The following is a 24,511-nucleotide window of genomic DNA, read 5'->3' as shown; positions in this document are numbered from 1 at the left end:
TGGCGCTGCGCGGCGATGGCGAGCACTTCATCTCGCTGGACCGGGTGATCCGCACCATGCGCGACACCGGCGCCGACATGCACGACAAGTACAAGGAAACCTCGCGCGGCGGCCTGGCAGTCAGCGCGGTCGAGTGCTGAGGGGGGAAATGCCATGACTGCTGCTCTGCAACTGCCCCGGCAAGGGACCCAGGCCAGGCTGGAATCCATTGGCTTCCTGCTGCTCGACGGTTTCAGCCTGATCGCCCTCGCAGGTGCGCTGGAACCCCTGCGCCTGGCTAACCAGCTGTCTGCGACCAGCCTCTATCGCTGGCGGACCCTGACCCTCGATGGCAGCCCATGTCGGGCCGGCAACGGCATGCAGGTGTCCCCGGAAGGCATCCTGGCTGGCGCAGGCGAGCTGGATGCACTGATCCTCTGTGGTGGCGACGGTCCGGCCTGTGTGGCTGACCCGCAGTTGCTGACACAGTTGCGAGACTTGGCCGAACGCGATGTGCACCTGGGGGCGCTGGGCTCGGCCAGTTGGGTATTGGCCGAAGCGGGCCTGCTCCATGGCTACGAGTGCAGCCCGGGCTGGGCTTGCCGGGTGGACTTGCGCGAGCGCTTCCCCGGCATCGCCCTGAGCCCGCAACCCTATTCGCTTGACCGTGATCGCTACACGGCGGCGGGCGGCAGCGCGGCGCTGGAACTGATGCTGCAACTGATCGGCCGTAGCCAGGGACCAGCGCTGCTGGGCGCGATCAGCGAGACGTTGGCCTTCGAGCAGGTACGTAGCGAACCCGTCCCCCCGCGCCTGACTCTGCGCGAGGCCTTGTCCAGCGCCCAGCCCAAGCTGCAAGAAGTCATCGCGCTCATGGAGGCGAACCTGGAAGAGCCCATCGATCTGGACGATCTGGCGAGTTTCATCGAGTTGTCGCGTCGCCAGCTCGAGCGCCTGTTCCAGAAGTACCTGCACTGCTCGCCGTCGCGCTATTACCTCAAGCTGCGTCTGCTGCGCGCCCGCCAACTGCTGCGCCAGACCGCCATGCCGGTGGTGCAGGTGGCCATGGGCTGCGGCTTCCTCTCGGCGCAGAACTTCTCCAAGTGCTACCGCGAGCACTTCGGCATCCCGCCCAGTAACGAGCGGCTGGGCAAGCCCCAGCTGTGCCGCATCGCCATGCATTGACACCGAGCGACACCACCTTCGGGCCCGCCCGTGCCTGGCAGCACGGTCCGGGCCCGTTTTTTTGGTCGAGCGCTGTCGTTGTGGGGCAAATCTTTGTGGGGCGAATTCATTCGCCAAGCAGACCGCAGGCCTGCCTTTGGGCTTGGCCGGGGGCAGCTGCGCTGCCTTTGGCAAATGAATTCGCCCCACAGAAAAGCGGCCTGCTCCAGCCGTGAAAATCCGATTGCGTCCAACGCCCTCACTACCTCGTAGGCGGGGCGGCGTTCCGCTGAGCGCAGCGCCAACGAAAGCCTTGAGCGTTTGCGGGGGATTTTGCCCTGGGCGGCCCCTGCGGATCTGACCAACTTCGGGTCGGAATCGTACAAAAACCGCCCGCTTCCTTCTGTTGCAATGCTTTCCAACGGCCCGCCAATCCGGCGTGTCGAGTCACTGGAAAACAACAAGGGTTCCCGCCATGCAAATGCCCAAGACGATCCGGATCCAGAACGGCGACAAGGTCAACTCCACCTTCTCCGCTCAGGAATACGCCAACCGCCAATCCAAGCTGCGCGCCCATATGGCGGCGGAGAACATCGACGCGGCGATCTTCACCTCGTACCACAACATCAACTACTACAGCGATTTCCTGTTCTGCTCCTTCGGTCGTCCCTACGCCCTGGTGGTGACCCAGGACGCAGTGGTCAGCATCAGCGCCAACATCGATGGTGGCCAGCCCTGGCGCCGCACGGTTGGCACCGACAACATCGTCTACACCGACTGGCAGCGCGATAACTACTTCGTCGCCATCCAGCAGGCGCTGCCCAAAGCCCGCCGCATCGGTATCGAGTATGACCACCTGAACCTGCAGAACCGCGACAAGCTGGCTGCCCGCTATCCGGAAGCCGAACTGGTGGATATCGCCGCGTCCTGCATGCGTATGCGCATGATCAAGTCCGCCGAAGAGCACGTGATGATTCGCCACGGTGCACGCATCGCCGACATCGGCGGCGCCGCGGTGGTCGAAGCCCTGCGTGATCAGGTTCCGGAATACGAGGTGGCCCTGCATGCCACCCAGGCCATGATCCGCGAGATCGCCCGTACCTTCCCGGATAGCGAGCTGATGGACACCTGGACCTGGTTCCAGTCCGGCATCAACACCGACGGCGCCCACAACCCGGTCACCTCGCGCAAGGTGAACAAGGGCGACATCCTCAGCCTGAACTGCTTCCCGATGATCGCGGGCTATTACACCGCGCTGGAGCGCACGCTGTTCCTCGACCATTGCTCGGACGACCACCTGCGCCTGTGGGAGGTCAACGTCGAAGTGCACGAGGCCGGCCTGAAGCTGATCAAGCCCGGCATGCGTTGCAGCGACATCGCCCGTGAGCTGAACGAGATATTCCTGCGTCACGACCTGCTGCAGTACCGCACCTTCGGTTATGGCCACTCCTTCGGCACCCTCAGCCACTACTACGGCCGCGAAGCCGGGCTGGAGCTGCGTGAGGACATCGATACGGTTCTGGAGCCGGGCATGGTGGTGTCCATGGAACCGATGATCATGCTGCCGGAAGGCCTGCCAGGCGCCGGTGGCTACCGCGAGCACGACATCCTGATCGTCACCGAGAATGGCGCCGAGAACATCACCAAATTCCCCTACGGACCGGAGAAAAACATCATCCGCAAATGATGACCACCACGGGCTGTGCAGAGCCGACACTGCGCGGCCCGTGGATTGCAAGCGCGGAGGAGCCACGACCTTCGCGCCCAAGGAGATGACAAGCGCTTATCGCGGGCCCTTAGGCTTGCCACAACAAGAATCGACGCGCGGCATTCCCGAGGCTCCGGCCTCCTGCACGCGCCGCTCTTTAACTACCAGCTGCCGAACTTTCACTAAAAACAAAAGAGGTGTGGGCGATGGTCAGGTTAATCTTCAACACTCCCCCGGTGGGAGTGGTCGATGCAGTTTCATTCGTTCCCGGCGGCAACGGCCGCCAGGCTTTGAGCAATACTTCAGTCAACCAGGCAAGCGAGCAGCTGGCACTGCTCACCGGAGGTGGCCAGTGAGCGCTACCAACGAAACCCTTGCCTATGGAGGGGCGTCCAGCCGCTCGACCTCAACCGAGCGCAGCACTCTGCGGCGGGCCGCCACCGCCAGCTTCATGGGCAACTTCGTCGAATGGTTCGACTACGCGGCCTACGGCTATCTCGCCGCCGTCATCGCCGTGGTGTTCTTTCCGGCCACGGACAAGACCACCGGTCTGCTCGCCGCCTTCGCGGTGTTCGCCATCTCCTTCATCGTTCGCCCGATCGGCGGTATCGTCTGGGGCCATATCGGCGACCGCTACGGTCGGCGTAATGCCCTGTCCCTCTCCATCCTGATCATGTCGGGTGCGACCTTCTGCATCGCGCTGTTGCCCACCTATGCCCAGGTCGGTATGTGGGCGCCGCTCTTGCTGTTGCTGATCCGCCTGGTCCAGGGCTTCTCCGCTTCCGGCGAGTATGCCGGCGCAGCGGCTTTCCTGGCCGAATACGCCCCGGACAACAAGCGTGGTTTCTACACCTGCCTGGTGCCGGCCAGTACGGCGGCAGGATTGCTGTTCGGCTCTCTGTTCGCCGCCGGGCTCTACTCGCAACTGGACAGCGAGCAGCTGCACAGCTGGGGCTGGCGCCTGCCCTTTTTGCTGGCTGCGCCCCTGGGCCTGATCGGTCGCTACATCCGCCTGCATCTGGAAGACACGCCGAAGTTCCGTGAGATGGAGCAGGCGCTGGAGCAGAAGGGGGGTGAGCACAAGGTGCCGATCCGCGAGCTCCTCGGTGTGCATCGCAAGCGCGTGCTGGTGGCCATCGGCGTCACCTGCCTCAACGCAGTGGCCTTCTACCTGATCCTCAGCTACATGCCCACCTACCTCTCCGCCGAGATGGGTATGAACGAGACGGATTCCTTCCTGGCTTCCACCGTCTCGCTGGCGACCTACATCGGCTTCATCTTCCTGATGGGCAAGCTGTCCGATCGCTTCGGCCGCAAGACCATGCTGATCCTGGCCTCGCTGCTGTTCCTCGGTCTCACCCTGCCGCTGTTTGGCCTGCTGGAGGGCAAGTCCTTCGCCTTCATCCTGCTGATCCAGATCGCCTTCGGCCTGATGCTGGCGATGAACGACGGCACCTTGCCGTGCTTCCTCGCCGAAGTCTTCCCGACCCGTGTGCGCTACACCGGCTTCGCCTTCAGCTTCAACACCGCCAACGCCCTGTTCGGCGGCACCGCCCCCTTCGTTGCGACGTGGCTGATCAGCCAGACCGGCGACAAGATGGCCCCGGCCTGGCTGCTGGTGATCGCTGCCGGCGTTGCACTGCTGGCGATGCTGATGATCAAAGAGACCGCGCATAAGGCTTTGGCGGACGACTGACGGCCGGAGCGTGGATCCTGCCAACTTCGGGTCGGATACGTACAAAAGTCAGGCACGAGCTTCTGCTGCAATGGCAAATACCGGAATACCGCCCAGCCGGCGGTCCGGAGACGCATCTGCATTAGCAGCCCTCCGGCCAGGCCTGGCAACCTTGGAGAGAATTCGATGAGCAAGAGTGTTTTCGTAGGCGAGCTGACCTGGACCGAATATGCCGCCAGGGTCGCCGGGGGCGAATGCGTGATGATGCTGCCGATCGGTGCGTTGGAGCAGCACGGCCACCACATGTGCATGAACGTCGACGTGCTGCTGCCCACCGCGGTCTGCCAGCGAGTCGCCGAGCGTATCGGTGGGCTGGTGCTGCCGGGACTGCAGTACGGCTACAAGTCGCAGCAGAAGTCTGGTGGTGGAAACCACTTCCCCGGCACCACCAGCCTGGACGGCGCGACCCTGACCGGAACGGTGCAGGACATCATTCGCGAACTCGCCCGCCATGGCGCTCGCCGGCTGGTGATGATGAACGGCCATTACGAGAACTCGATGTTCATCGTCGAAGGCATCGATCTGGCCCTGCGCGAGCTGCGCTATGCCGGCATCCACGACTTCAAGGTGGTGGTGTTGTCCTACTGGGATTTCGTCAGGGACCCGGCGGTGATCGAGCAGCTCTACCCGGAAGGCTTCCTGGGCTGGGACATCGAGCATGGTGGGGTGTTCGAAACCTCGCTGATGCTCGCCCTGCATCCCCACTTGGTCGACCTCGACCAAGTGGTGGATCACCCGCCCGCGACCTTCCCGCCCTACGACGTATTCCCGGTCGATCCGTCGCGCACCCCGGCGGCCGGCACCCTGTCGTCGGCGAAGACGGCCAGCCGGGCGAAGGGCGAGTTGATCCTGGAAGTGTGCGTCAGCGGCATCGCCGATGCCATCTGCCAGGAATTCCCACTCACCAACGGCGCCTGAGGCTCGCCCGGCGTCGCCCCGAATAAACCGAACAAGCGGCTTCAACAACAAGTACAAGCGGGCCCCAAGCGGGCCGAGAGGAAGTTTCAGCTATGTCGAATTCAGACGCACACAAAGAGTACGGCCTCAGCCAGGTCAAGCCCGATCAACGCAGCTATGGTTTCGTCGATACGGTCTGGACCTGGTTCGGTTCGGGCATCAACACCGGATCGTGGTTCTTCGGTGGCATGGCGGCGGCACTGGGCATGGTCTTCGTGCTGCAGTACAGCGTGCTGTGGTTGCCGTTGATGATGATCCCTTGGGCCGCTGTCGCTTACATCGGTTATCGCTACGGCGCCAGCACGGCCGTGGTATCGCGCCCCTCGCTCGGTACCAAGGGCTCACGACTGACAGGCGTCGCGCAGTTTCTGGTGCTGATCGGCTGGCCCAGCGTCAACAGTTTCATCGCCGCTATCTCCCTGACCCATGTCTTCGGCGCCGCGTGGGGCTGGCCAGTGTTCGGGCAGCCAGGTTCTGCCGGGCCGATGGTGTTCGGCATCCTGCTGACCGCTATCGCCCAGGGCGTGATCACCTTCCTCGGCCATGAGGCAATCCGTTACCTGGAGCGCATTGCAGGCGTTCTGCTGCTGGTGCTCGGCGGCTGGGTGACCTACATCGTCCTGTCGCAGTGGGACCTGAGCCAGATCATGGACTTCAAGGTCGCGACACCCACGCACACGGTGGCTTTCTTCATCGACCTGGCGTTTGGCTTCTCCTGGACCTGGGCGCAGGTGGCGGACTTCTCACGCTTCTCCAAGACGGCGCCAGCCGCTACCGTGGGTAGCTGGCTCGGCCTGAACATCGGCCAGGGCTGGTTCATGGTCATTGGCGCGATCGGCACGATTGGTGTGGCCTTGCAGACCGGCAGCATCGACCCGAACAACTCCGATCCAAGTTCGACGCTCGCCACGCTAGGCCTGGGGTTGGTGTCCTTCCTGGTGCTGATTTTCGCCACTGTGAGTACCAACGTCACCGTGCTCTACGGCTCCGGCATGGGTCTGCTTGGCGCGTTCAAGAGCCTGACGCCAAAGAAGGCACTGGCGATCATTGTCGTCCTGCAACTGGCGCTGTGCTTCGTACCGATGGCGTTCGATTCGTTCCTGCACTACTTCGAAACATTCCTGGGCGTGATCGGCGGCCTGTTCATACCGCTGTGGACGATCATCCTGGTGGACTACTTCTGTATCCGTGGCAAACGTCTTTCGGATGCCGACTTGTTCGCTGAGGCCGGCGGGGCCTACTACGGCCGCACGGGGTGGAACCCGGCGGGGATTGCGTCGCTGGTACTGGGCTTTGCGGTGTACTTCGTCCTGGCCCACGTCTTCAAGGATGTTGCCGCCCAGATCACTGCGAGCTTCCCTGCGATCCTGGTGTCCGGCCTGTCCTACTGGCTGCTGGCAAAGAAGCCGGTCGTGGCGCTGAGCGGCGGAATCGGTCAGGACGCCTGACGGCCTGAGCCCCTGGACGAAAACGCTGCCCCCCGTGAGGAGGGCGGCGTTTCTGTTTTCGGGGGGTGGGCGCTGTTCTTTTGTGGGGGCGAATTCATTTACGAAGGGCCGTGAAGTTGCCCCCACAACGTTTCCTGGCAGTTTTTCCCAGCGGCCGAACCTAGCCGTGCAGCGGGCTCTGCTTGCGCTCACCGCGGGGGGAGTGGCCGAAGAAGCGGCTGTAGCACTTGGAAAAGTGCGCTGGCGAGGCGAAGCCGCAGGCCAGGGCGATGTCGCGTACCTGGGACTCGCTGCGCAGCAGCAGGTCGCGGGCGCGGTTCAGGCGCAGCTCCAGGTAGTACTGGCTGGGGGTGCGCTCCAGGTATTTGTGGAACAGCCGCTCCAGCTGGCGCACGGACACCTCGTTGAGCTGCGCCAGCTCTTCCAGCTCCAGCGGTTCCTCCAGGTTGGCTTCCATGATCGCGACGATCTGGCTGAGTTTCGGCTGGGCGTGGCCGAGCTTTTGCCGCAGGGGCACACGTTGCTGTTCACGGGCGCCGCGCATGCGGTCGCAGAGCAGCAGTTCAGCCGCACGGGTGGCGATCTCCACACCATTGGGTTCTCGTGCAATCAGCTGCAGGGTCATGTCCATCGACGCCGTGCCGCCCGAGCAGGTGTAACGGTCGCGGTCCAGTTCGAACAGCTGGTTGGAGATGATGATGCCGGGGAACTTGTCCTTGAGCTGCTCGATGTCCTCCCAATGAATGGTGCAGCGATAGCCCTTGAGCAGGTCGGCGCTGGCCAGCAGGTGGCTACCGGTGCAGATACCGCCCAGAGGCACGTCATGTTGGGCCAGCTTGCGCAGCCAGTTGAGCAGGTTGCGGTCGTTTTTCGCCGGGATGGGGTTGGAACCGACCACGAACAGGGCGTCCAGCTGGGGCGCGTCGTGAATGGAGTGGTCGGGCACGACACGCATGCCGTTGCTGGCCTGCACGGGCTCATGGTCGGCGGCGATCAGAATGGTGCGGAAGAGCGTGCGCTTGGCGGCCAGGTTGGCCATGCGCAGGGTCTCGATCGCCGAAGCGAAGCCGATGGTGGTGAAGTTGGGGATCAGCAGGAAGCCGAAGGTCTTCACTCTGGCTGACTGGGGCTCTCCCGAAACTTCGTCGACGGGCGGCACCGCAAGGTTCGCAACTGCCATCTAACTTTCCTCCACTGCATCGACTGTCGTTTTTGGGTATTGGCGGGTGAGGCAGACGTCGAAGTGCAGCAATGTCTCTTTATTGTTTTACGGCGCGGCAAGGCCTGGCGCCGGGGTCAAGCTTACACCCATTCCACCCCGCGATCAGCGGCGTCCGCAGCCGCCAGTCCCCATTCTTCAGCAGTTCTGGGCGGTATCCGCTCATCGCTGGGGGATGCTCTGTAGGCAATAAGGAGGATTTCCGCTTCCACCTAGGTCAGTTTGGGCATTTTGAAGTCGCAAACAGGCAAACGGTGGTCATGGGTATTTCGCACAATCGGTCGCAACAGGCTAGAACCGACCGGGATTCACCGGCGGCGCCATCCCCCGGCAAAACCGCTGATTACAGCGGGTTGCGGAGGCCCACCGGAAATCCCGGCGGGAGGACGGCTCGCCCTGTTCGACCCGGGCGGTAGGTAGCCCCAAACAATACAGGCGACATCAGGTTGTCGCAGGGAGATCTTCGATGTTCAGCAAGCAAGACCAGATCCAGGGTTATGACGACGAACTGTTCAGTGCGATGCAGGAAGAAGAGCATCGCCAGGAAGACCACATCGAGCTGATCGCCTCGGAAAACTACACCAGCAAGCGCGTCATGGAGGCCCAGGGCAGCGGCCTGACCAACAAGTACGCCGAAGGCTATCCGGGCAAGCGTTACTACGGTGGTTGCGAGTTCGTCGACAAGGTCGAGCAACTGGCCATCGATCGCGCCAAGGAGCTGTTCGGCGCCGACTACGCCAACGTCCAGCCGCACTCCGGCTCCCAGGCCAACAGCGCGGTCTATCTGGCTCTGCTGCAGGCCGGTGACACCATCCTGGGCATGAGCCTGGCCCACGGCGGTCACCTGACCCACGGCGCCAAGGTTTCCTCATCCGGCAAGCTGTATAACGCCGTGCAGTACGGGCTGGATACTGCCACTGGCCTGATCGATTACGACGAGGTCGAGCGCCTGGCCGTCGAGCACAAGCCGAAGATGATCGTCGCCGGCTTCTCCGCTTACTCCAAGACCCTCGACTTCCCACGTTTCCGCGCCATCGCCGACAAGGTCGGTGCGCTGCTGTTCGTCGACATGGCTCACGTCGCCGGCCTGGTCGCCGCTGGCCTGTACCCGAACCCGCTGCCCTACGCCGACGTGGTCACCACCACCACCCACAAGACACTGCGCGGCCCGCGTGGCGGCCTGATCCTGGCGCGCAAGAACGAAGAGATCGAGAAGAAGCTCAACGCCGCGGTCTTCCCCGGCGCCCAGGGCGGCCCGCTGATGCACGTGATCGCTGCCAAGGCCGTGTGCTTCAAGGAAGCGCTGGAGCCCGGCTTCAAGGAATACCAGGCCCAGGTCATCAAGAATGCCCAGGCCATGGCAAAGGTGTTCATGGATCGCGGCTATGACGTGGTTTCCGGCGGTACTGACAACCATCTGTTCCTGGTCAGCCTGATCAAGCAGGGTAAGACCGGCAAAGAGGCGGACGCTGCCCTCGGCCGCGCCGGCATCACCGTGAACAAGAACGCTGTACCGAATGACCCGCAGTCGCCGTTCGTCACTTCCGGCGTGCGTATCGGCACCCCGGCCATCACCACTCGTGGCTTCAAGGAAGAGCAGAGCATCGAGCTGGCTGGCTGGATCTGCGACATCCTCGACCACCTCGGCGATGCCGATGTCGAGGCGCAGGTGGCCAAACAGGTCGCCGGTCTCTGCGCCGACTTCCCCGTCTACCGCTAATCCAGGAGTCCGAACATGCAACGTTATTCCGGCTTCGGTCTGTTCAAGCACTCCCTGAGCCATCACGAAAACTGGCAGCGCATGTGGCGCAACCCAACGCCGAAGCCGGTTTACGACGTGATCATCGTCGGCGGCGGCGGCCATGGTTTGGCAACCGCCTATTACCTGGCCAAGGAATTCGGCGTGAAGAACGTCGCGGTAGTGGAGAAGGGCTGGCTGGGCGGCGGTAACACCGCGCGCAACACCACCATCGTCCGCTCCAACTACCTGTGGGACGAAGCGGCGCAGCTGTACGAGCACGCCATGAAGCTGTGGGAAGGCCTGTCCCAGGACCTGAACTACAACGTCATGTTCTCCCAGCGCGGCGTGTACAACCTGTGCCACACCCTGCAAGACATGCGTGACTCGGCTCGCCGGGTCAACGCCAACCGCCTGAACGGTGTCGATGGCGAGCTGCTCGACGCCCGCCAGGTGGCTGAAGAGATTCCGTACCTGGACTGCAGCAAGAACACCCGTTACCCGATCATGGGCTCCACCGTGCAGCGCCGTGGCGGCGTGGCCCGTCACGATGCCGTGGCCTGGGGTTATGCCCGTGCCGCTGACGCCTTGGGCGTGGACCTGCTGCAGAACACTGAGGTGATCGGCTTCCGCAAGCAGGACGGCGCTGTGATAGGCGTCGAAACCAATCGCGGCTTCATCGGCGCCAAGCGCGTCGGCGTCGTCACCGCGGGTAACTCCGGCCACATGGCCAAGCAGGCCGGCTTCCGCCTGCCGCTGGAGTCTCACCCGTTGCAGGCTCTGGTATCCGAGCCGATCAAGCCGATCATCCACAGCGTGATCATGTCCAACGCCGTGCATGGCTACATCAGCCAGTCGGACAAGGGCGACCTGGTCATCGGGGCCGGTATCGACGGCTACAACGGCTACGGCCAGCGCGGCTCCTACGGGACCATCGAACACACCCTGCAGGCCATCGTGGAGATGTTCCCGATCCTCTCGCGGGTTCGCATGAACCGTCAGTGGGGTGGCATCGTCGACACGACGCCGGACGCTTGCCCGATCATCTCCAAGACGCCGGTGAAGAACCTGTTCTTCAACTGCGGCTGGGGCACCGGCGGCTTCAAGGCCACCCCGGGTTCGGGCCATGTGTTCGCGGCCAGCCTGGCACGCGGAGAAATGCACCCGCTGGCCAAGCCGTTCTCCATCGATCGCTTCCACACCGGCGCGCTGATCGACGAACACGGCGCGGCTGCGGTAGCGCACTGATTGAGCTTCCTCTCCCTCTGGGAGAGGGCTGGGGTGAGGGTGGTTGAGGCCGTGCGAAGGCCGACATCCCTCACCGCCGGGCCCTCTCCCAAGAGGGAGAGGGGAGACACAAAGATTCACCGGAGACCACCATCATGCTGCACATCTTCTGCCCCTACTGCGGGGAGTTGCGCTCCGAAGAGGAATTCCATGCCAAGGGCCAAGCGCACATCCCGCGTCCGCTGGACCCGAGCGCCTGCACCGACGAGGAGTGGGGCGACTACATCTTCTTCCGCGACAACCCGCGCGGCATCCATCACGAGCTGTGGGTGCACTCGGCTGGCTGCCGCAAGTATTTCAACGCCACGCGCCACACCGTGAGCTACGAGATTCTCGAAACCTACAAGATCGGTGAGAAGCCCTCTGTCACCGAAGCCACCGTCGGCGAGAAGAAAGCCGCGACCGCAGGAGTAACGGCATGAGCCAGGTCAACCGTCTTCCCAAGGGCGGCCGCGTCGATCGCAGCCAGCCGCTGACCTTTACCTTCAACGGTGAGAACTACCAGGGCTTCGCCGGTGACACCCTGGCCGCAGCCCTGCTGGCCAACGGCGTCGATATCGTCGGCCGCAGCTTCAAGTACTCCCGTCCGCGTGGCATCGTTGCTGCCGGTGCGGAAGAGCCCAATGCCGTGCTGCAACTCGGCTCCACCGAGAGTGCCCAGGTGCCGAACGTGCGTGCCACCCAGCAGGCCCTGTATGCAGGCCTGGTGGCTACCAGCACCAACGGCTGGCCGAACGTGAACAACGACGTCATGGGCATCCTCGGCAAGGTCGGCGGCAAGATGATGCCGCCCGGGTTCTACTACAAGACCTTCATGTACCCGCAGAACCTGTGGCTGACCTACGAGAAGTACATCCGCAAGGCTGCTGGCCTGGGTCGTGCACCGCTTGAGGTCGATCCGGACATCTACGATCACATGAACCAGTACTGCGACGTGCTGGTGGTCGGTGCTGGCCCTGCAGGGCTGGCCGCGGCCCTGGCCGCCGGCCGCAGCGGTGCCCGCGTGATCCTGGCTGACGAACAGGAAGAGTTCGGCGGCAGCCTGCTGGATACCCGCGAGACCCTGGACGGCAAGCCTGCCAGCGAGTGGGTGGCACAGGCCATCGCTGAGCTGGAGAAGATGCCGGAAGTCACCCTGCTGCCGCGTGCCACGGTGAACGGCTATCACGACCACAACTTCCTCACCATCCACCAGCGCCTGACCGATCACCTCGGTGAAGTCGCGCCCCATGGCCAGGTCCGCCATCGCGTGCACCGTGTCCGCGCCAAACGTGTGGTACTGGCTGCTGGCGCTCATGAGCGTCCGCTGGTGTATGCCAACAACGACGTGCCCGGCAACATGCTGGCCGGTGCCGTATCCACTTACGTTCGTCGCTACGGTGTAGCGCCGGGCCGCCAGCTGGTGCTGTCGACCAACAACGATTATGCCTACCGCGTGGTTCTGGACTGGCTGGATGCCGGCCAGCAGGTCGTCGCCGTGGCTGATGCCCGCAGCAACCCGCGCGGCACCTGGGTCGAAGAGGCCCGCGCCCGTGGCGTGCGCATCCTCACCGGCAGCGCCGTGGTCGAAGCCCGCGGCAGCAAGCGTGTCACCGGTGCACGCATCTGCGCCGTCGACCTGAAGAGCTTCAAGGTCACCAGCCCGGGCGAAGTGCTCGACTGCGACCTGATCGTCACCTCTGGCGGTTACAGCCCGGTCGTGCACCTGGCGTCGCATCTGGGCGGCAAGCCGACCTGGCGTGAAGACATCCTCGCCTTCGTTCCGGGTGAGGGCTTCCAGAAACGTCATTGCGCCGGTGCCGTGAATGGTGTGTTCGGCCTGGGCGATGCACTGGCCGATGGCTTCGAGGCGGGCGTCAAGGCTGCTACCGAAGCTGGCTTCAAGGCGGTCGAAGGCAAGCTGCCGAAGACCGAGAAGCGTAATGATGAACCGGCGATCGCGCTGTTCCAGGTGCCGCACGACAAGTCCACCTCGCGTGCGCCGAAGCAGTTCGTCGACCTGCAGAACGACGTCACCGCAGCGGGCATCGAGCTGGCCACTCGCGAGGGCTTCGAGTCGGTCGAGCACGTCAAGCGCTACACCGCGCTGGGCTTCGGTACCGACCAGGGCAAGCTGGGCAACATCAACGGTCTGGCCATTGCGGCTCGCTCGATGGGCATCAGCATCCCGGAAATGGGCACCACCATGTTCCGCCCGAACTATACCCCGGTGACTTTTGGTGCTGTCGCCGGTCGTCATTGCGGTCACCTGTTCGAGCCCAAACGTTACACCGCCATGCATCGCTGGCACCTGGCGCAGGGCGCCGAGTTCGAGGATGTCGGCCAGTGGAAGCGCCCGTGGTACTTCCCCAAGCGCGGCGAAGACATGCATGCCGCCGTGGCCCGCGAATGCAAGGCCGTGCGTGACAGCGTGGGCATCCTCGATGCCTCGACCCTGGGCAAGATCGACATCCAGGGCCCGGATGCGCGCGAGTTCCTCAACCGTGTCTACACCAACGCCTGGACCAAGCTGGACGTGGGCAAGGCCCGCTACGGCCTGATGTGCAAGGAAGACGGCATGGTCTTCGACGACGGCGTGACCGCGTGCCTCGCCGAGAACCACTTCGTGATGACCACCACCACCGGCGGTGCCGCGCGTGTGATGGAGTGGCTGGAGATCTACCACCAGACCGAATGGCCGGAGCTGAAGGTGTACTTCACCTCGGTCACCGACCATTGGGCCACCATGACCCTGTCCGGCCCGAACAGCCGCAAGCTGCTCGCCGAGGTCACCGACATCGATCTGGACAAGGACGGTTTCCCGTTCATGAGCTGGAAGGAAGGCCTGGTTGGCGGCGTCCCGGCGCGGGTGTTCCGCATTTCCTTCACCGGCGAATTGTCGTACGAAGTGAACGTGCAGGCCGACTACGCCCTGGGCGTGTGGGAGAAGATCGTCGAGGCCGGCAAGAAGTACAACCTGACCCCGTACGGCACTGAAACCATGCACGTACTGCGGGCCGAAAAGGGCTTCATCATCGTCGGTCAGGACACTGACGGTTCGGTGACCCCGGACGATCTGAACATGGGCTGGTGCGTCGGTCGCAACAAGTCCTTCTCCTGGATCGGCTGGCGCGGCATGAACCGCGAAGACAGCCTGCGCGAAGACCGCAAGCAGTTGGTGGGCCTCAAGCCCATCGACCCGAACCAGGTGCTGCCGGAAGGCGCCCAGCTGGTGTTCGATCCGAAGCAGTCCATCCCGATGAAGATGGTCGGCCACGTCACCTCCAGCTACATGAGCGCGACCTTGGGCTATTCCTTTGCCATGGCCGTGGTCAAGGGTGGCCTGAAGCGCATGGGCGAGCGCGTGTTCGCGCCACTCGCCGATGGCAGCGTGATCGAAGCCGAAATCTGCAGCTCCGTGTTCTATGACCCGAAAGGGGATCGCCAGAATGTCTAACGTGAACGTCTACAAACAGCGCCCCGAAAAAGCCCAGGCCGAGTCGCCGCTGTTCCACGCCGGCCTCGACGAGCTGGCGCGCAAGGGCAAGAGCAGCGCAGGAGTGATCCTGCGCGAGAGGAAACTCCTCGGCCACCTGGTGATCCGTGGTGATGCCAAGGACCCTGCCTTCGCCGGTGGCGTGCACAGCGCCCTCGGCCTGGAGCTGCCGGTGGCCCTGACCCTGGTGGCCAGCGGCGACACCTCGCTGCAGTGGCTGGGGCCGGACGAGTGGCTGTTGATCGTGCCGAGCGGCGAGGAGTTCGCCACCGAACAGCGTCTGCGCAAGGCGCTGGAGGGGCAGCACATCTCGGTAGTCAACGTCAGCGGTGGCCAGACCGTCCTGGAACTGTCCGGGGCCCATGCCCGCGAAGTGCTGATGAAGTCCACGTCCTATGACGTGCACCCGAGCAACTTCCCGGTGGGCAAGGCGGTGGGCACCAACTTCGCCAAGTCCCAACTGGTGATTCGCCATACTGGCGAAGACACCTGGGAACTGCTGGTTCGCCGCAGCTTCGCCGACTACATCTGGCTCTGGCTGCAGGATGCCAGCGCCGAGTTCGGTTTGGCGGTGAAGGCCTGAGGCATGCACGGATAGCCCCCTCTCCCACCGGGAGAGGGGGATAACCATCGGAGTCCGCATATGAGCCGCACCCCCGATACCTGGATTCTCACCGCCCATTGCCCGAGCGTGCTCGGCACCGTGGATGCGGTGACGCGCTTTCTCTACGAGCAGCGCTGCTATGTCACCGAACACCACTCTTTCGATGACCGGCTCTCCTCGCGCTTCTTCATTCGTGTTGAGTTCCGCCAACCGGACAACTTCGACGAGCAGGCCTTCCGTTCTGGCCTTGCGGAGCGCCTGGCACCCTTCGACATGCAGACCGAGCTGACGCCACCGGGCTATCGCGCCAGGGTGGTGTTGATGGTGTCCAAAGCCGATCACTGCCTGAACGACTTGCTCTACCGTCAGCGCATTGGCCAACTGGCCATGGACGTTGTCGCGGTGGTATCCAACCATCCTGACCTCGAGCCGCTGGCCCGCTGGCACGATATTCCCTACTACCACTTCCCCCTTGATCCCAACGACAAGCCGGCGCAGGAGCGCAAGGTCTTGCAGGTGATTGAGGAGACCGGCGCCGAACTGGTCGTGCTCGCCCGCTACATGCAGGTGCTCTCGCCCGAACTGTGCCGCAAGCTGGACGGCTGGGCGATCAACATCCACCACTCCCTGCTGCCCGGCTTCAAGGGCGCCAAGCCCTACCACCAGGCCTATCAGAAGGGGGTCAAGCTGGTGGGCGCCACCGCTCATTATATCAACAACGACCTGGACGAAGGCCCGATCATCGCCCAGGGCGTGGAGTCCGTGGATCACGCCCATTACCCCGAAGACCTGATTGCCAAGGGCCGGGACATCGAGTGCCTGACCCTGGCCAAGGCCGTGGGTTACCACATCGAACGCCGTGTGTTCCTCAACGCCAACCGCACGGTTGTGCTCAACGCATGACTTAGAAATCCCTGCCCGCCAGAACGTAGCCCGGACTTCAGTCCGGGACCGGAGGTGGGCAGTTTCCCGGGCTGAAGTCCGGGCAACAGCAGCATTTAGGGGGACCGCTCTGCCAGGTTTACCGGCGGTGCCCAGCAACAGACGCAAGCTCCAGTACAAGGCCGCGCGGCCGTCGGTCGCGCCTTTGTATTCACAACAACAAAGGAGAATTACGCATGTCTGGTAATCGTGGTGTCGTTTATCTCGGCGCAGGCAAGGTCGAAGTCCAGAAGATCGACTATCCAAAAATGCAGGATCCGCGCGGTCGCAAGATCGAGCACGGGGTCATCCTGAAAGTTGTTTCCACCAATATCTGCGGCTCGGACCAGCACATGGTGCGCGGCCGTACCACCGCCCAGGTCGGCCTGGTGCTTGGCCACGAGATCACCGGTGAGGTGATCGAGAAGGGCCGTGACGTCGAGAACCTGCAAATCGGCGACCTGGTTTCCGTGCCCTTCAACGTCGCCTGCGGCCGCTGCCGCTCCTGCAAGGAACAACACACTGGCGTGTGCCTGACCGTCAACCCGGCCCGCGCCGGGGGTGCTTACGGTTACGTCGACATGGGCGACTGGACCGGTGGCCAGGCCGAGTACGTGCTCGTCCCTTACGCCGACTTCAACCTGCTGAAACTGCCGAACCGCGACAAGGCCATGGAGAAGATCCGTGACCTGACCTGCCTCTCCGACATTCTGCCCACTGGCTACCACGGCGCCGTGACCGCTGGCGTCGGCCCGGGCAGCACTGTCTACGTCGCCGGCGCTGGCCCGGTCGGCCTGGCCGCCGCCGCCTCCGCCCGCCTGCTGGGCGCCGCCGTGGTCATCGTTGGCGACCTCAACCCCGCCCGCCTGGCCCACGCCAAGGCACAGGGCTTCGAGATCGCCGACCTGTCGCTGGACACCCCGCTGCACGAGCAGATCGCCGCGCTGCTGGGCGAGCCGGAAGTGGATTGCGCCGTCGACGCCGTGGGCTTCGAAGCTCGCGGCCACGGTCATGAAGGCGCCAAGCACGAGGCTCCGGCTACCGTGCTCAACTCGCTGATGCAAGTCACCCGCGTGGCCGGCAAGATCGGTATCCCCGGCCTCTATGTCACCGAAGACCCGGGCGCAACCGATGCCGCGGCGAAGATCGGCAGCCTGAGCATCCGCTTCGGCCTCGGCTGGGCCAAGTCCCACAGCTTCCACACCGGCCAGACCCCGGTGATGAAGTACAACCGCGCACTGATGCAGGCCATCATGTGGGACCGCATCAACATTGCCGAAGTGGTGGGCGTGCAGGTCATCAGCCTGGACCAGGCCCCCAACGGCTACCACGAGTTCGATGCTGGCGTGCCGAAGAAATTCGTCATCGACCCGCACAAGACCTTCAGCGCAGCCTGATCGACTGCAGTACCCCCGACGCCGTGGGTGTGACAGCCGCGGCGTCTGTCCTCAAGGAGCCTTCGGGCTCCTTTTTTTGGTGCTTCTCCGAAACCCGGTGGGGCAGTGGGATGAGCCGACGGAATGCCGGGAACGCTGGCCCCCTCCGCGTAGTCATATCCTCGAGTTTCCGCTCACCGGCCGGTACGCAGTGTTCCGGCACGGCTCAATCCTCGAGGTCGACTATGCACACCCCCCGAATCCTGACCCTGGCCACTTTGCTGACGTTGGCGGCCAGCCCGGTATTCGCCGTTACCCTCAGCGATGTGGTGTCCGCCGCGGCAGCGAGTGGCGCCGGGACAGGAACAGCGCAAAGCACCGCCCCGGGCATAGCGCCGGCGGAAACCGCAGCTTTGGTGAACCAGTTGGGCGGCCAATTGCAGATCACCCCGGAGCAGGCCATTGGCGGCGCCGCGGCGTTGTTCGGCCTGGCACGCAATAACCTGCCGGCCGACGAGTTTGCCCAACTCGATCAAGCGGTACCGGGAGTCGGTCTGTTGACCGATCCCAACACCATGGGGCTGCTCAATGGATTGGGTGGCTTGGGCGGTTTGCTCGGGCAACCGGCGACCGGTGGCCTGGGCAACCAGCCCGGTGTGCTGGCCGGTCAGATGAACAACATGGCCGACGTCACCCAGGCCTTTGGCAACCTGGGCATGGATGGCGGCCTGATCGCCCAGTTCGCACCGCTGATCCTGTCGTTCCTCGGCCAACAGGGCCTGACCAGTTCACTGCTGCAGAACCTCGGCAATATCTGGAAGTGGACCACGCCCCAGGTCAATCCGGGCCTGCAGCCTTTGGTGCCGGTCGCGCCGGTGGTAAATGGCACCTCGACCTGAGGTGCCCGTTCAGGCGTTTCTGTTCAGCTCTGCGCGCAATTGGTCGATGCGCGCATCTTTCTCTTCCCATAATTGGTTGACCCAGCCCTGGACGGACTGGCGGAATTTGGCATCGTTCTCGTAGTCACCCTGCCACAGGGCCGGGTTCAGTTCGCGGGTCTGGATGTCGACGATGACCCGGGGCACCTGACCGCTGAGCAGGGTCCAGAAGCCGGGGACGCCGTTGCCAGGGTAGACTAGGGTGACGTCGAGGATGGCGTCCAATTGCTCGCCCAGCGCCGCGAGTACGAAGGCGACACCGCCGGACTTCGGCTTCAGCAAGTGTCGGTAGGGCGACCCTTGCCGAGCCTGCTTGGCGGGGGTGCAGCGGGTGCCTTCCAGGTAGTTGACCACGGTGACCGGCAGGCGCTTGAACTTCTCGCAGGCCGCCTTGGTGATTTCCAGGTCCTTGCCCTTCATCTCCGGATGTTTTTCGAGGAAGGCCTTGGAGTAGCGCTTCATGAAGGGGTAGTCCAGCGCCCAGAAGGCTAGCCCAAGGAATGGAACCCAGATCAGCTCTTTTTTCAGGAAGAACTTGAAGTAGGGCGCCTTGCGATTGAAAGCCTGCACCAGCGCCGGGATGTCGACCCAGGACTGGTGGTTGCTGATGACCAGGTAGGAAGTGTCTTTGCGCAGCCTATCGCCGCCACGGATGTCCCAGTGCGTCGGGATGAGGGCGGCAAAAATGCGCTTGTCGTTCTCGGCCCAGGCTTCGGCGACCCACATGACGCCACGCGAGCAGGCGTCGCGCAGGCGCTGGCCGGGCAGGACAACCTTGAGCAGGGCGATCAGCAGCATCGGGCCGATCAGAGTCAGGGTGTTGAGCAGCAACAGCAGGGTGGTGGCAATTCCGGTCAGCAGTGCCCGCATGGCTCCTTGGCTCCTCGGCCTGTTGTTTGAGCGCCATGATACGCAGGGAATGGGAAGCGCCCAAGCCGATGGCCAGCTCGCGAGCCAGAGACACGCAGTGTGAAAGTCGGCGCGCTCGCGGGCGAAATACCTTGCCTAGTGGAGCGCACCGTCGAACCATTGGCCGCTAGGTCAGTCCGAAAATCGTAGTCATTGACGAGGAGAAGCTTCTTGAAACGTCTGATTGCCCTGCTGTCACTGGTGGCCCTGCCGGTGTTCGCCACCGAGGAGCCTACTCTCTACGGCCGCTACGAGTACGTGCGGCTGCCGGAGATCGGCCAGACCCTGAAGGCCAAGATGGACACAGGGGCTTTGACCGCTTCGCTGTCGGCGAAGGATATCGAGCGCTTCACGCGCGACGGTGAGGACTGGGTACGCTTTCGACTGGCCACCAGGGACGCGGACGACACTGTCTTCGAGCATCGACTGTCGCGCATGAGCAAGATCAAGAACCGCGCCGGCGAGCAGAGCGAGGAGGACGAGGCACCCTCTGCGGAAGTGTCCAAGCGCCCGGTGGTGGACATGGAAATGTGCCTGGGGGGCGTGAAACGCACGGTGGAGGTCAACCTTGCCGACCGCAGCAGCTTCAACTACCCCTTGCTGATCGGCGCCAAGGCTCTGCGCGAGTTCAAGGCTGCCGTCTATCCGGGGCAGAAGTTTGCTGCCGGAAAACCGCAATGCTGATATGAGCGGACGAGGCTGCTCGACACGTTGGGCGGCCTTCCAGTTCAGGGATCCGAGCGTTCCTTCTACACGGAGCGCCCAACCTCAGGGCGCAGAAGCACCACCCTGAGGCTCTTGCGCTTCAACTCGTGTGGTGCTCTGCTCTGGTCGTCGTTGCCTGCGGTCGCGGATTGATAAGCGACTGCCGCCTCGCGGCGCCCGGGCGAGCGTGCATCGTCTATAAGTGATCGGCAAAGGCGCCCTGCTTGTCGTTGGGTGTCGCCATTTCGTAAACAGCTTTTGGCTTGATTCTTGATTCGGCACTCGTCCAAGCGCCGACGCTGGGCTACAAGAACTACAGACACCCAGGAGCCCGTGCATGAAAACCGTTGCCGAGATACTCAGAGCCAAGTCCCATACCCAAATCTTCAGCGTCAGCCCGACGACGACTGTGCTGGAAGCCGCCTTGCTGATGGCCGAGAAGGACATCGGAGCATTGGTGGTGATGGAAGCCGGCGAGTTGGTCGGTATCGTTACCGAGCGTGACTTCGTGCGTCGTGTGGCTGCATTGGAGCGCTCCGCCTACGCCACCGGCATCGAGGAGGTCATGACCTCCAATCTGTTCGTGGTCGCCCCGCGTGACAGTAACCAGTACTGCATGCAACTGATGACCGAGAAGAACTTGCGCCACCTGCCGGTGCTGGACAACGGCAAGTTGGTGGGGCTGCTCTCCATCCGAGATCTGGTGCGCGATATCACCGCCGAGCAGGAAAGCCTGATCCAGCATCTGGAACAGTACATCCGCGGGGCTTGAGCCATTGGCTCTGCCAACCCAGCCGGGCTGCTGCCTGCGAAGCAGCCCGGCCGCCCTCCAACACAGACGGACTGATCAGGGGGTCGGTGTGGTGGCTTGCAGGGAGGGACGCAGGCTGACGGCTGAATACCAGGCGGCCAGCCGGGGGCAGTCACGGCGCCAGTTCAGGTCGGGCATGCGGAAGTCCAGGTAGCCGAGCGCACAGGCGAGGCTGATGGCGGCGACGTCGAAGTGTTTCTCAAGCTCGCCAGAGGCTTGCTCGAAGACCTCCAGGGAACGGTCGATCTTGCTGAACTGGCCCAGCACCCAATCATCCCAGCGCTTGTCCTCGGGCCGCAGGAACGTCTCGTAGCGGGTGAGGACGGCAGCGTCGAGCATCGCGTCGGCCAGCGAGGCGAGAGTCAGCCGGCGCCAGCGAGCGGGCCCCTCGCGGGGGATCAGCGGCGTGCCCTGATGCTGGTGGTCGAGGTAGTCGAGGATCACCCGGCTGTCATGCAGCACGCTGCCATCGGGGAGCACCAGGGCTGGAATCTTGCCGGCCGGGTTGTGCTCGTTCAGCTCCGTGCTCGGGTGCACCGGGGAGAGCTGCACGCCGCGCAGGGTCACCGCGTCCAACTGACCGGTTTCGTGCAACAGCACCATCACCTTGCGCACGTAGGGTGAGGTGGGGGAGTGGTAGAGGGTCAGGCTGGCGCTCATGCGGAGTCCTCGGCAACAGGGGCGTTTGACAGCCAAGTTATACCGTATTGGCGAGCGGCCGGGCAGGCTGTCACAACGCCGGGGCTTGCAGTCGGCGTTGCCTACGGGCGAGGGCAGAGGCCAGGGCAGCTGGGCTGTCAAGGCCTTGGCGGCGGGCTAGGCTGAAGAGAATCAGGGCTATCTCCGCGGTCACCAGCGCATCGGCGCTGGCGTGGTGACGTTGCTGAACCTGCAGGCCGAAGTGGTCAATCCAGTCGTCCAGGCCACCGTTGCGAATGCCGGCTTCGGGGCAGAGCATCGGCGCCAGTTCGGCGACGTCGAGGAAGCAGTGGCGCAGGCGGTAGTCGAGATCCTGCTTGAGCGCGCGGGTCAGCATGCGCTGGTCGAAAGTGGCGTGGAAGGCAAGGATCGGACTGTCGCCGAGAAACTCCATGAAATCGAGCAGGGCTTCAGCCGGATCCACGCCAGCGGCCAGGGCGCTGGGAGCGATGCCGTGGATCAGCACACTGGCGCTGGGTTTGCCGGCGTCACGCTGGAGGGTGGATTCGAACTGACTGCCGAGGTCGATGGCACCGTCTTCGATGGTCACGGCGCCAATCGAAAGCACCAGGTCACGGCTCATGTTCAGGCCGCTGGTTTCCAGGTCGAGGACGACGAAACGCTGCTCGCGGAGCGGGCGATCATCCAGGGTGGCGGGTGCAGGCAGCTGGTCTCGACGTTCGGCTATGGCCGGGTCGAGGGGCTTGCGGCGGGTGAACCAGGGGAATCCGCTCATAGCTGGTAGCGCAGCGCGAGGCTGCTCTGCAGGCGCTGGGCCTGGCGGAACGACTCGCGCAGGATGCGCCGGTCGAGGTGGTTGAGGCTGTCCGGATCGAGCCGGTTGGAGTAGGGCAGGCCTTGCCGTGCCTGGAGCTGGTGCTGCTGCATGCGGGTGAGCTGGATGAAGTGATAGGCCTCCTCAAAGGCTCCGCCGTCCTGGGCATCGATGACCCCGCGGCTGACCAGCACGCGCAGTCGATCGAGGGTGTTGCAGGCGTCGATGCCGTGAGCCAGGGCCAGCAAGCGTGCCCCGTCGACGAAGGGCGTCAGGCCTTGCACCTTGAGATCCAGGGTATCTTTCTCGGCCCCTTTGCGAGCGACCACGAAGTCGCGGAAACGCCCCACTGGAGGGCGCTGGCGCAGCGCGTTTTCGGCCATCAAGCGCTGGAACAGGCTGTTGTCGGCGATCTGGATGAGCAGCTCGCTGTGCAGGGCCTCACAGCCTTCGGTGGGGCCCCAGACGGCGCGCAGGTCGAAGTAGATGCTCGAGCCCAGCAGGCTCTCCGGTGTCGCCTCGCGGACGAACCCGGCGAAGCGACGGCTCCATTCCGTGCGCGAGAGGCAGAGCTCCGGGTTGCCGGCCATGATGCCGCCCTTGCACAGATCGAAACCGCACTGTGCCAATGCTTTGTTGACGTGTTCGGCCAGTGGCAGCAGCCGTCCGCGAATGGCCGCAGCCTCGGCGGCATCACGGGCCTCGAAGAGGATGCCGTTGTCCTGGTCGGTGTGCAGGGTCTGTTCGCAGCGCCCTTCGCTGCCGAAGCACAGCCAGGTGAAGGGCACGCCAGGGTCGCCCAGTTTTTCCAGCGCCAGCTCGATGACCCGGCACACGGTGTGGTCGTTGAGCAGGGTGATGATGTGGGTGATCTGGGTCGAGCTGGCGCCGTGGGCGAGCATGCTGTCCACCAGGCGCTGGATTTCACTGCGCAGGGCGGCGAGGGTTTCGACGCGACCAGCATGACGAATAGTGCGGGCCAGGTGTACCAGGTCGACGCGCTGCAGGGAGAACAGGTCGCGTTCGGAAACCACGCCGACCAGGCGTTCGTTCTCCACCACGCAGACATGGGCGATGTGCCGCTCGGTCATGGCAATGGCCGCGTCGAAGGCGCTGGAGGTCGGCGGTAGGTGGAACGGGGCCTGGGTCATGAGCTCTCTGATTGGCTGGCTCAGGTCGGCGCTGGCATCGGCGATGACGCGGCGCAGATCGCGCAGGGTGAAAATGCCCAGGGGTCGCCTGTCGGAACCGACGATCACAATACTGCCCACCTGCTGTTCGTGCATCAATCGCACGGCATCACGCAGGGGCAGGCCGGGAGGGCAGGCGACCGGCTGGCGCACGGCCAGTTCGCCCAGGCGTGTATCGAGCGAGTACTGGGCGCCGAGGGTTTCCACGGCACGGAGCTGGACTTGCTGATTGACCTGATCGAGCAGGCTGCTGACTCCGCGCAGGGCGAAGTCACGAAAGGGGTTGGAGAGGGCGAACAGCTTGACGAAGGCAGACTTGCCCAGCAGCAGGCAGAAGGTGTCCTCGCCCGCCAGGTGCTCGGTGCGCGTGGCGCGCTCGCCCAGCAGTGCGGCCAGCGGGAAGCATTCGCCGCTGGCGATCTCGAAGGTGGTTTCGGTTCCGCGCCGGGCGCTGTGCGGCCGTTCACCGACCACCCGGCCCTGCTTGACGATGTAGAAGTGCTCTACAGGCCCATCCTGCGGCTTGATGATGGACTCTCCAGCGGCATAGAAGCGCAGCAGGCAATGCTCGACCATGAAGGCGAGGTGGGCGGTTTCCATCTGATTGAACGGTGGATACTTCTGCAGGAGCTCCATGGTGCCGTGGATGTTCTGCATTACCGCCTGTTTGCCGGCTTGGGCAAAGGCATCTGCCTGGGTCATGGGCGTGCCTGTTCTATCGAGGATGGCTTCATGCTGCGGGGAGCCCGAACTTTCGCCCATTGGACCTAAGTCTAGGTGGTTGAGCGTCGGAGGTTTCTTACCGTTCGGCGGGAAGTTTCATGGTAATGGAACTCATTAGGGCTTTCAGGCATCTGACCCGCGGATTCCGTG

The 24,511-nt window shown here is 63.8% G+C and carries 21 protein-coding genes; 16 read left to right on the top strand and 5 right to left on the bottom strand.

All coding sequences use genetic code 11. The annotated features are described in order from the left end of the window. The 6 genes from J7302_RS24510 to J7302_RS24485 all read left to right on the top strand — a co-directional run. Positions 1-140 (top strand): L-serine ammonia-lyase, iron-sulfur-dependent, subunit alpha (locus J7302_RS24510; protein WP_215380971.1); only part of this gene is annotated, 140 nt, incomplete at its 5' end. A gap of 13 nt (positions 141-153) precedes the next feature. Then, positions 154-1,164: a GlxA family transcriptional regulator gene (locus J7302_RS24505; protein WP_215380964.1), complete on the top strand. Its 1,011-nt coding sequence runs from the start codon at positions 154-156 to the stop codon at positions 1,162-1,164. Positions 1,165-1,618: 454 nt separating this feature from the next. Further along, complete coding sequence (locus J7302_RS24500) at positions 1,619-2,830, top strand: M24 family metallopeptidase (RefSeq protein ID WP_215380962.1); 1,212 nt, start codon at positions 1,619-1,621, stop codon at positions 2,828-2,830. A gap of 373 nt (positions 2,831-3,203) precedes the next feature. Next, positions 3,204-4,547: an MFS transporter gene (locus tag J7302_RS24495; protein ID WP_215380959.1), complete on the top strand. Its 1,344-nt coding sequence runs from the start codon at positions 3,204-3,206 to the stop codon at positions 4,545-4,547. 165 nt (positions 4,548-4,712) lie between these two features. Continuing rightward, positions 4,713-5,504, top strand: a complete 792-nt coding sequence (locus J7302_RS24490; RefSeq protein WP_215380957.1) for a creatininase — start codon at positions 4,713-4,715, stop codon at positions 5,502-5,504. A 92-nt stretch (positions 5,505-5,596) separates the two neighbouring features. Then, complete coding sequence (locus tag J7302_RS24485) at positions 5,597-6,991, top strand: purine-cytosine permease family protein (RefSeq protein WP_215380955.1); 1,395 nt, start codon at positions 5,597-5,599, stop codon at positions 6,989-6,991. Positions 6,992-7,151: 160 nt separating this feature from the next. Here J7302_RS24485 and J7302_RS24480 read toward each other — a convergent pair whose 3' ends face one another. After that, on the bottom strand, positions 7,152-8,171 hold the full coding sequence (locus J7302_RS24480) for a GlxA family transcriptional regulator (protein WP_215380952.1): 1,020 nt from the start codon (positions 8,169-8,171) through the stop codon (positions 7,152-7,154). Between the two features lie 505 nt (positions 8,172-8,676). On the opposite strand from J7302_RS24480, the gene glyA reads away from it, so the two are divergent. The 8 genes from glyA (at position 8,677) to J7302_RS24440 (ending at position 18,510) form a co-directional block, all read left to right on the top strand. Continuing rightward, complete coding sequence (gene glyA / locus J7302_RS24475) at positions 8,677-9,930, top strand: serine hydroxymethyltransferase (protein ID WP_215380949.1); 1,254 nt, start codon at positions 8,677-8,679, stop codon at positions 9,928-9,930. A 15-nt stretch (positions 9,931-9,945) separates the two neighbouring features. Next, complete coding sequence (locus J7302_RS24470; protein ID WP_215380945.1) at positions 9,946-11,196, top strand: sarcosine oxidase subunit beta; 1,251 nt, start codon at positions 9,946-9,948, stop codon at positions 11,194-11,196. Between the two features lie 134 nt (positions 11,197-11,330). Continuing rightward, positions 11,331-11,657, top strand: coding sequence for a sarcosine oxidase subunit delta (locus J7302_RS24465; RefSeq protein WP_215380940.1), 327 nt, complete (start codon positions 11,331-11,333; stop codon positions 11,655-11,657). After that, positions 11,654-14,671 (top strand): sarcosine oxidase subunit alpha, encoded by a 3,018-nt coding sequence (locus J7302_RS24460; protein ID WP_215380937.1) that lies wholly within the window; start codon positions 11,654-11,656, stop codon positions 14,669-14,671. Before J7302_RS24465 ends, J7302_RS24460 begins: the two co-directional genes overlap by 4 nt. Beyond that, complete coding sequence (locus tag J7302_RS24455) at positions 14,664-15,293, top strand: sarcosine oxidase subunit gamma (RefSeq protein ID WP_215380934.1); 630 nt, start codon at positions 14,664-14,666, stop codon at positions 15,291-15,293. The genes J7302_RS24460 and J7302_RS24455 overlap by 8 nt, the downstream gene beginning before the upstream one ends. Positions 15,294-15,353: 60 nt before the next feature. Then, positions 15,354-16,217: a formyltetrahydrofolate deformylase gene (gene purU / locus J7302_RS24450; protein ID WP_215380930.1), complete on the top strand. Its 864-nt coding sequence runs from the start codon at positions 15,354-15,356 to the stop codon at positions 16,215-16,217. A 215-nt stretch (positions 16,218-16,432) separates the two neighbouring features. Beyond that, on the top strand, positions 16,433-17,632 hold the full coding sequence (fdhA, locus tag J7302_RS24445; protein ID WP_215380926.1) for a formaldehyde dehydrogenase, glutathione-independent: 1,200 nt from the start codon (positions 16,433-16,435) through the stop codon (positions 17,630-17,632). Between the two features lie 224 nt (positions 17,633-17,856). Continuing rightward, positions 17,857-18,510 carry a DUF2780 domain-containing protein gene (locus J7302_RS24440; protein WP_215380923.1) on the top strand — a complete coding sequence of 218 codons (654 nt, stop codon included), beginning with the start codon at positions 17,857-17,859 and terminating at the stop codon, positions 18,508-18,510. A gap of 9 nt (positions 18,511-18,519) precedes the next feature. On the opposite strand, the gene J7302_RS24435 is transcribed toward J7302_RS24440, so the two are convergent. After that, a complete protein-coding gene (locus J7302_RS24435; protein WP_215380920.1) occupies positions 18,520-19,419 on the bottom strand; it encodes an acyltransferase in 900 nt (299 codons plus the stop codon). Positions 19,420-19,629: 210 nt separating this feature from the next. Between J7302_RS24435 and rloA2 the strand changes: the two genes are divergently transcribed. Further along, entirely contained in the window at positions 19,630-20,142 is a 513-nt protein-coding gene (gene rloA2, locus J7302_RS24430; protein ID WP_215380915.1) for a retropepsin-like aspartic peptidase RloA2, read from the top strand. 358 nt (positions 20,143-20,500) lie between these two features. After that, complete coding sequence (locus J7302_RS24425; protein WP_215380911.1) at positions 20,501-20,935, top strand: CBS domain-containing protein; 435 nt, start codon at positions 20,501-20,503, stop codon at positions 20,933-20,935. 75 nt (positions 20,936-21,010) lie between these two features. Here the strand turns inward: J7302_RS24425 and J7302_RS24420 are convergent, their stop codons facing one another. The 3 genes from J7302_RS24420 to J7302_RS24410 all read right to left on the bottom strand — a co-directional run bounded on the left by J7302_RS24420 (position 21,011) and on the right by J7302_RS24410 (position 24,340). Next, a complete protein-coding gene (locus J7302_RS24420; RefSeq protein ID WP_215380908.1) occupies positions 21,011-21,634 on the bottom strand; it encodes a glutathione S-transferase in 624 nt (207 codons plus the stop codon). A gap of 70 nt (positions 21,635-21,704) precedes the next feature. Continuing rightward, positions 21,705-22,409, bottom strand: a complete 705-nt coding sequence (locus J7302_RS24415; protein WP_215380903.1) for a 3'-5' exonuclease — start codon at positions 22,407-22,409, stop codon at positions 21,705-21,707. Then, positions 22,406-24,340, bottom strand: a complete 1,935-nt coding sequence (locus tag J7302_RS24410) for a putative nucleotidyltransferase substrate binding domain-containing protein (RefSeq protein WP_215380901.1) — start codon at positions 24,338-24,340, stop codon at positions 22,406-22,408. Before J7302_RS24410 ends, J7302_RS24415 begins: the two co-directional genes overlap by 4 nt. Positions 24,341-24,511: the final 171 nt, after the last annotated feature.

The sequence above is a fragment of the Metapseudomonas boanensis genome (genome assembly GCF_018704125.1).
GTDB classification, from domain to species: domain Bacteria; phylum Pseudomonadota; class Gammaproteobacteria; order Pseudomonadales; family Pseudomonadaceae; genus Metapseudomonas; species Metapseudomonas boanensis.
Note: the sequence above shows the minus strand (reverse complement) of the source record. Positions and strands in the feature narration are given on the sequence as shown.

What these genes read in the sequence shown, in the direction of transcription:
- J7302_RS24500 (WP_215380962.1), top strand. Translation starts at nt 1,619, where the DNA reads ATGCAAATGCCCAAGACGATCCGGATCCAGAACGGCGACAAGGTCAAC.
- J7302_RS24410 (WP_215380901.1), bottom strand. Translation starts at nt 24,340, where the DNA reads ATGACCCAGGCAGATGCCTTTGCCCAAGCCGGCAAACAGGCGGTAATG.
- J7302_RS24480 (WP_215380952.1), bottom strand. Translation starts at nt 8,171, where the DNA reads ATGGCAGTTGCGAACCTTGCGGTGCCGCCCGTCGACGAAGTTTCGGGA.
- J7302_RS24425 (WP_215380911.1), top strand. Translation starts at nt 20,501, where the DNA reads ATGAAAACCGTTGCCGAGATACTCAGAGCCAAGTCCCATACCCAAATC.
- glyA (WP_215380949.1), top strand. Translation starts at nt 8,677, where the DNA reads ATGTTCAGCAAGCAAGACCAGATCCAGGGTTATGACGACGAACTGTTC.
- J7302_RS24415 (WP_215380903.1), bottom strand. Translation starts at nt 22,409, where the DNA reads ATGAGCGGATTCCCCTGGTTCACCCGCCGCAAGCCCCTCGACCCGGCC.
- purU (WP_215380930.1), top strand. Translation starts at nt 15,354, where the DNA reads ATGAGCCGCACCCCCGATACCTGGATTCTCACCGCCCATTGCCCGAGC.
- J7302_RS24460 (WP_215380937.1), top strand. Translation starts at nt 11,654, where the DNA reads ATGAGCCAGGTCAACCGTCTTCCCAAGGGCGGCCGCGTCGATCGCAGC.
- J7302_RS24420 (WP_215380908.1), bottom strand. Translation starts at nt 21,634, where the DNA reads ATGAGCGCCAGCCTGACCCTCTACCACTCCCCCACCTCACCCTACGTG.
- J7302_RS24435 (WP_215380920.1), bottom strand. Translation starts at nt 19,419, where the DNA reads ATGCGGGCACTGCTGACCGGAATTGCCACCACCCTGCTGTTGCTGCTC.
- J7302_RS24505 (WP_215380964.1), top strand. Translation starts at nt 154, where the DNA reads ATGACTGCTGCTCTGCAACTGCCCCGGCAAGGGACCCAGGCCAGGCTG.
- fdhA (WP_215380926.1), top strand. Translation starts at nt 16,433, where the DNA reads ATGTCTGGTAATCGTGGTGTCGTTTATCTCGGCGCAGGCAAGGTCGAA.
- J7302_RS24455 (WP_215380934.1), top strand. Translation starts at nt 14,664, where the DNA reads ATGTCTAACGTGAACGTCTACAAACAGCGCCCCGAAAAAGCCCAGGCC.
- J7302_RS24485 (WP_215380955.1), top strand. Translation starts at nt 5,597, where the DNA reads ATGTCGAATTCAGACGCACACAAAGAGTACGGCCTCAGCCAGGTCAAG.
- J7302_RS24440 (WP_215380923.1), top strand. Translation starts at nt 17,857, where the DNA reads ATGCACACCCCCCGAATCCTGACCCTGGCCACTTTGCTGACGTTGGCG.
- J7302_RS24465 (WP_215380940.1), top strand. Translation starts at nt 11,331, where the DNA reads ATGCTGCACATCTTCTGCCCCTACTGCGGGGAGTTGCGCTCCGAAGAG.
- J7302_RS24490 (WP_215380957.1), top strand. Translation starts at nt 4,713, where the DNA reads ATGAGCAAGAGTGTTTTCGTAGGCGAGCTGACCTGGACCGAATATGCC.
- J7302_RS24470 (WP_215380945.1), top strand. Translation starts at nt 9,946, where the DNA reads ATGCAACGTTATTCCGGCTTCGGTCTGTTCAAGCACTCCCTGAGCCAT.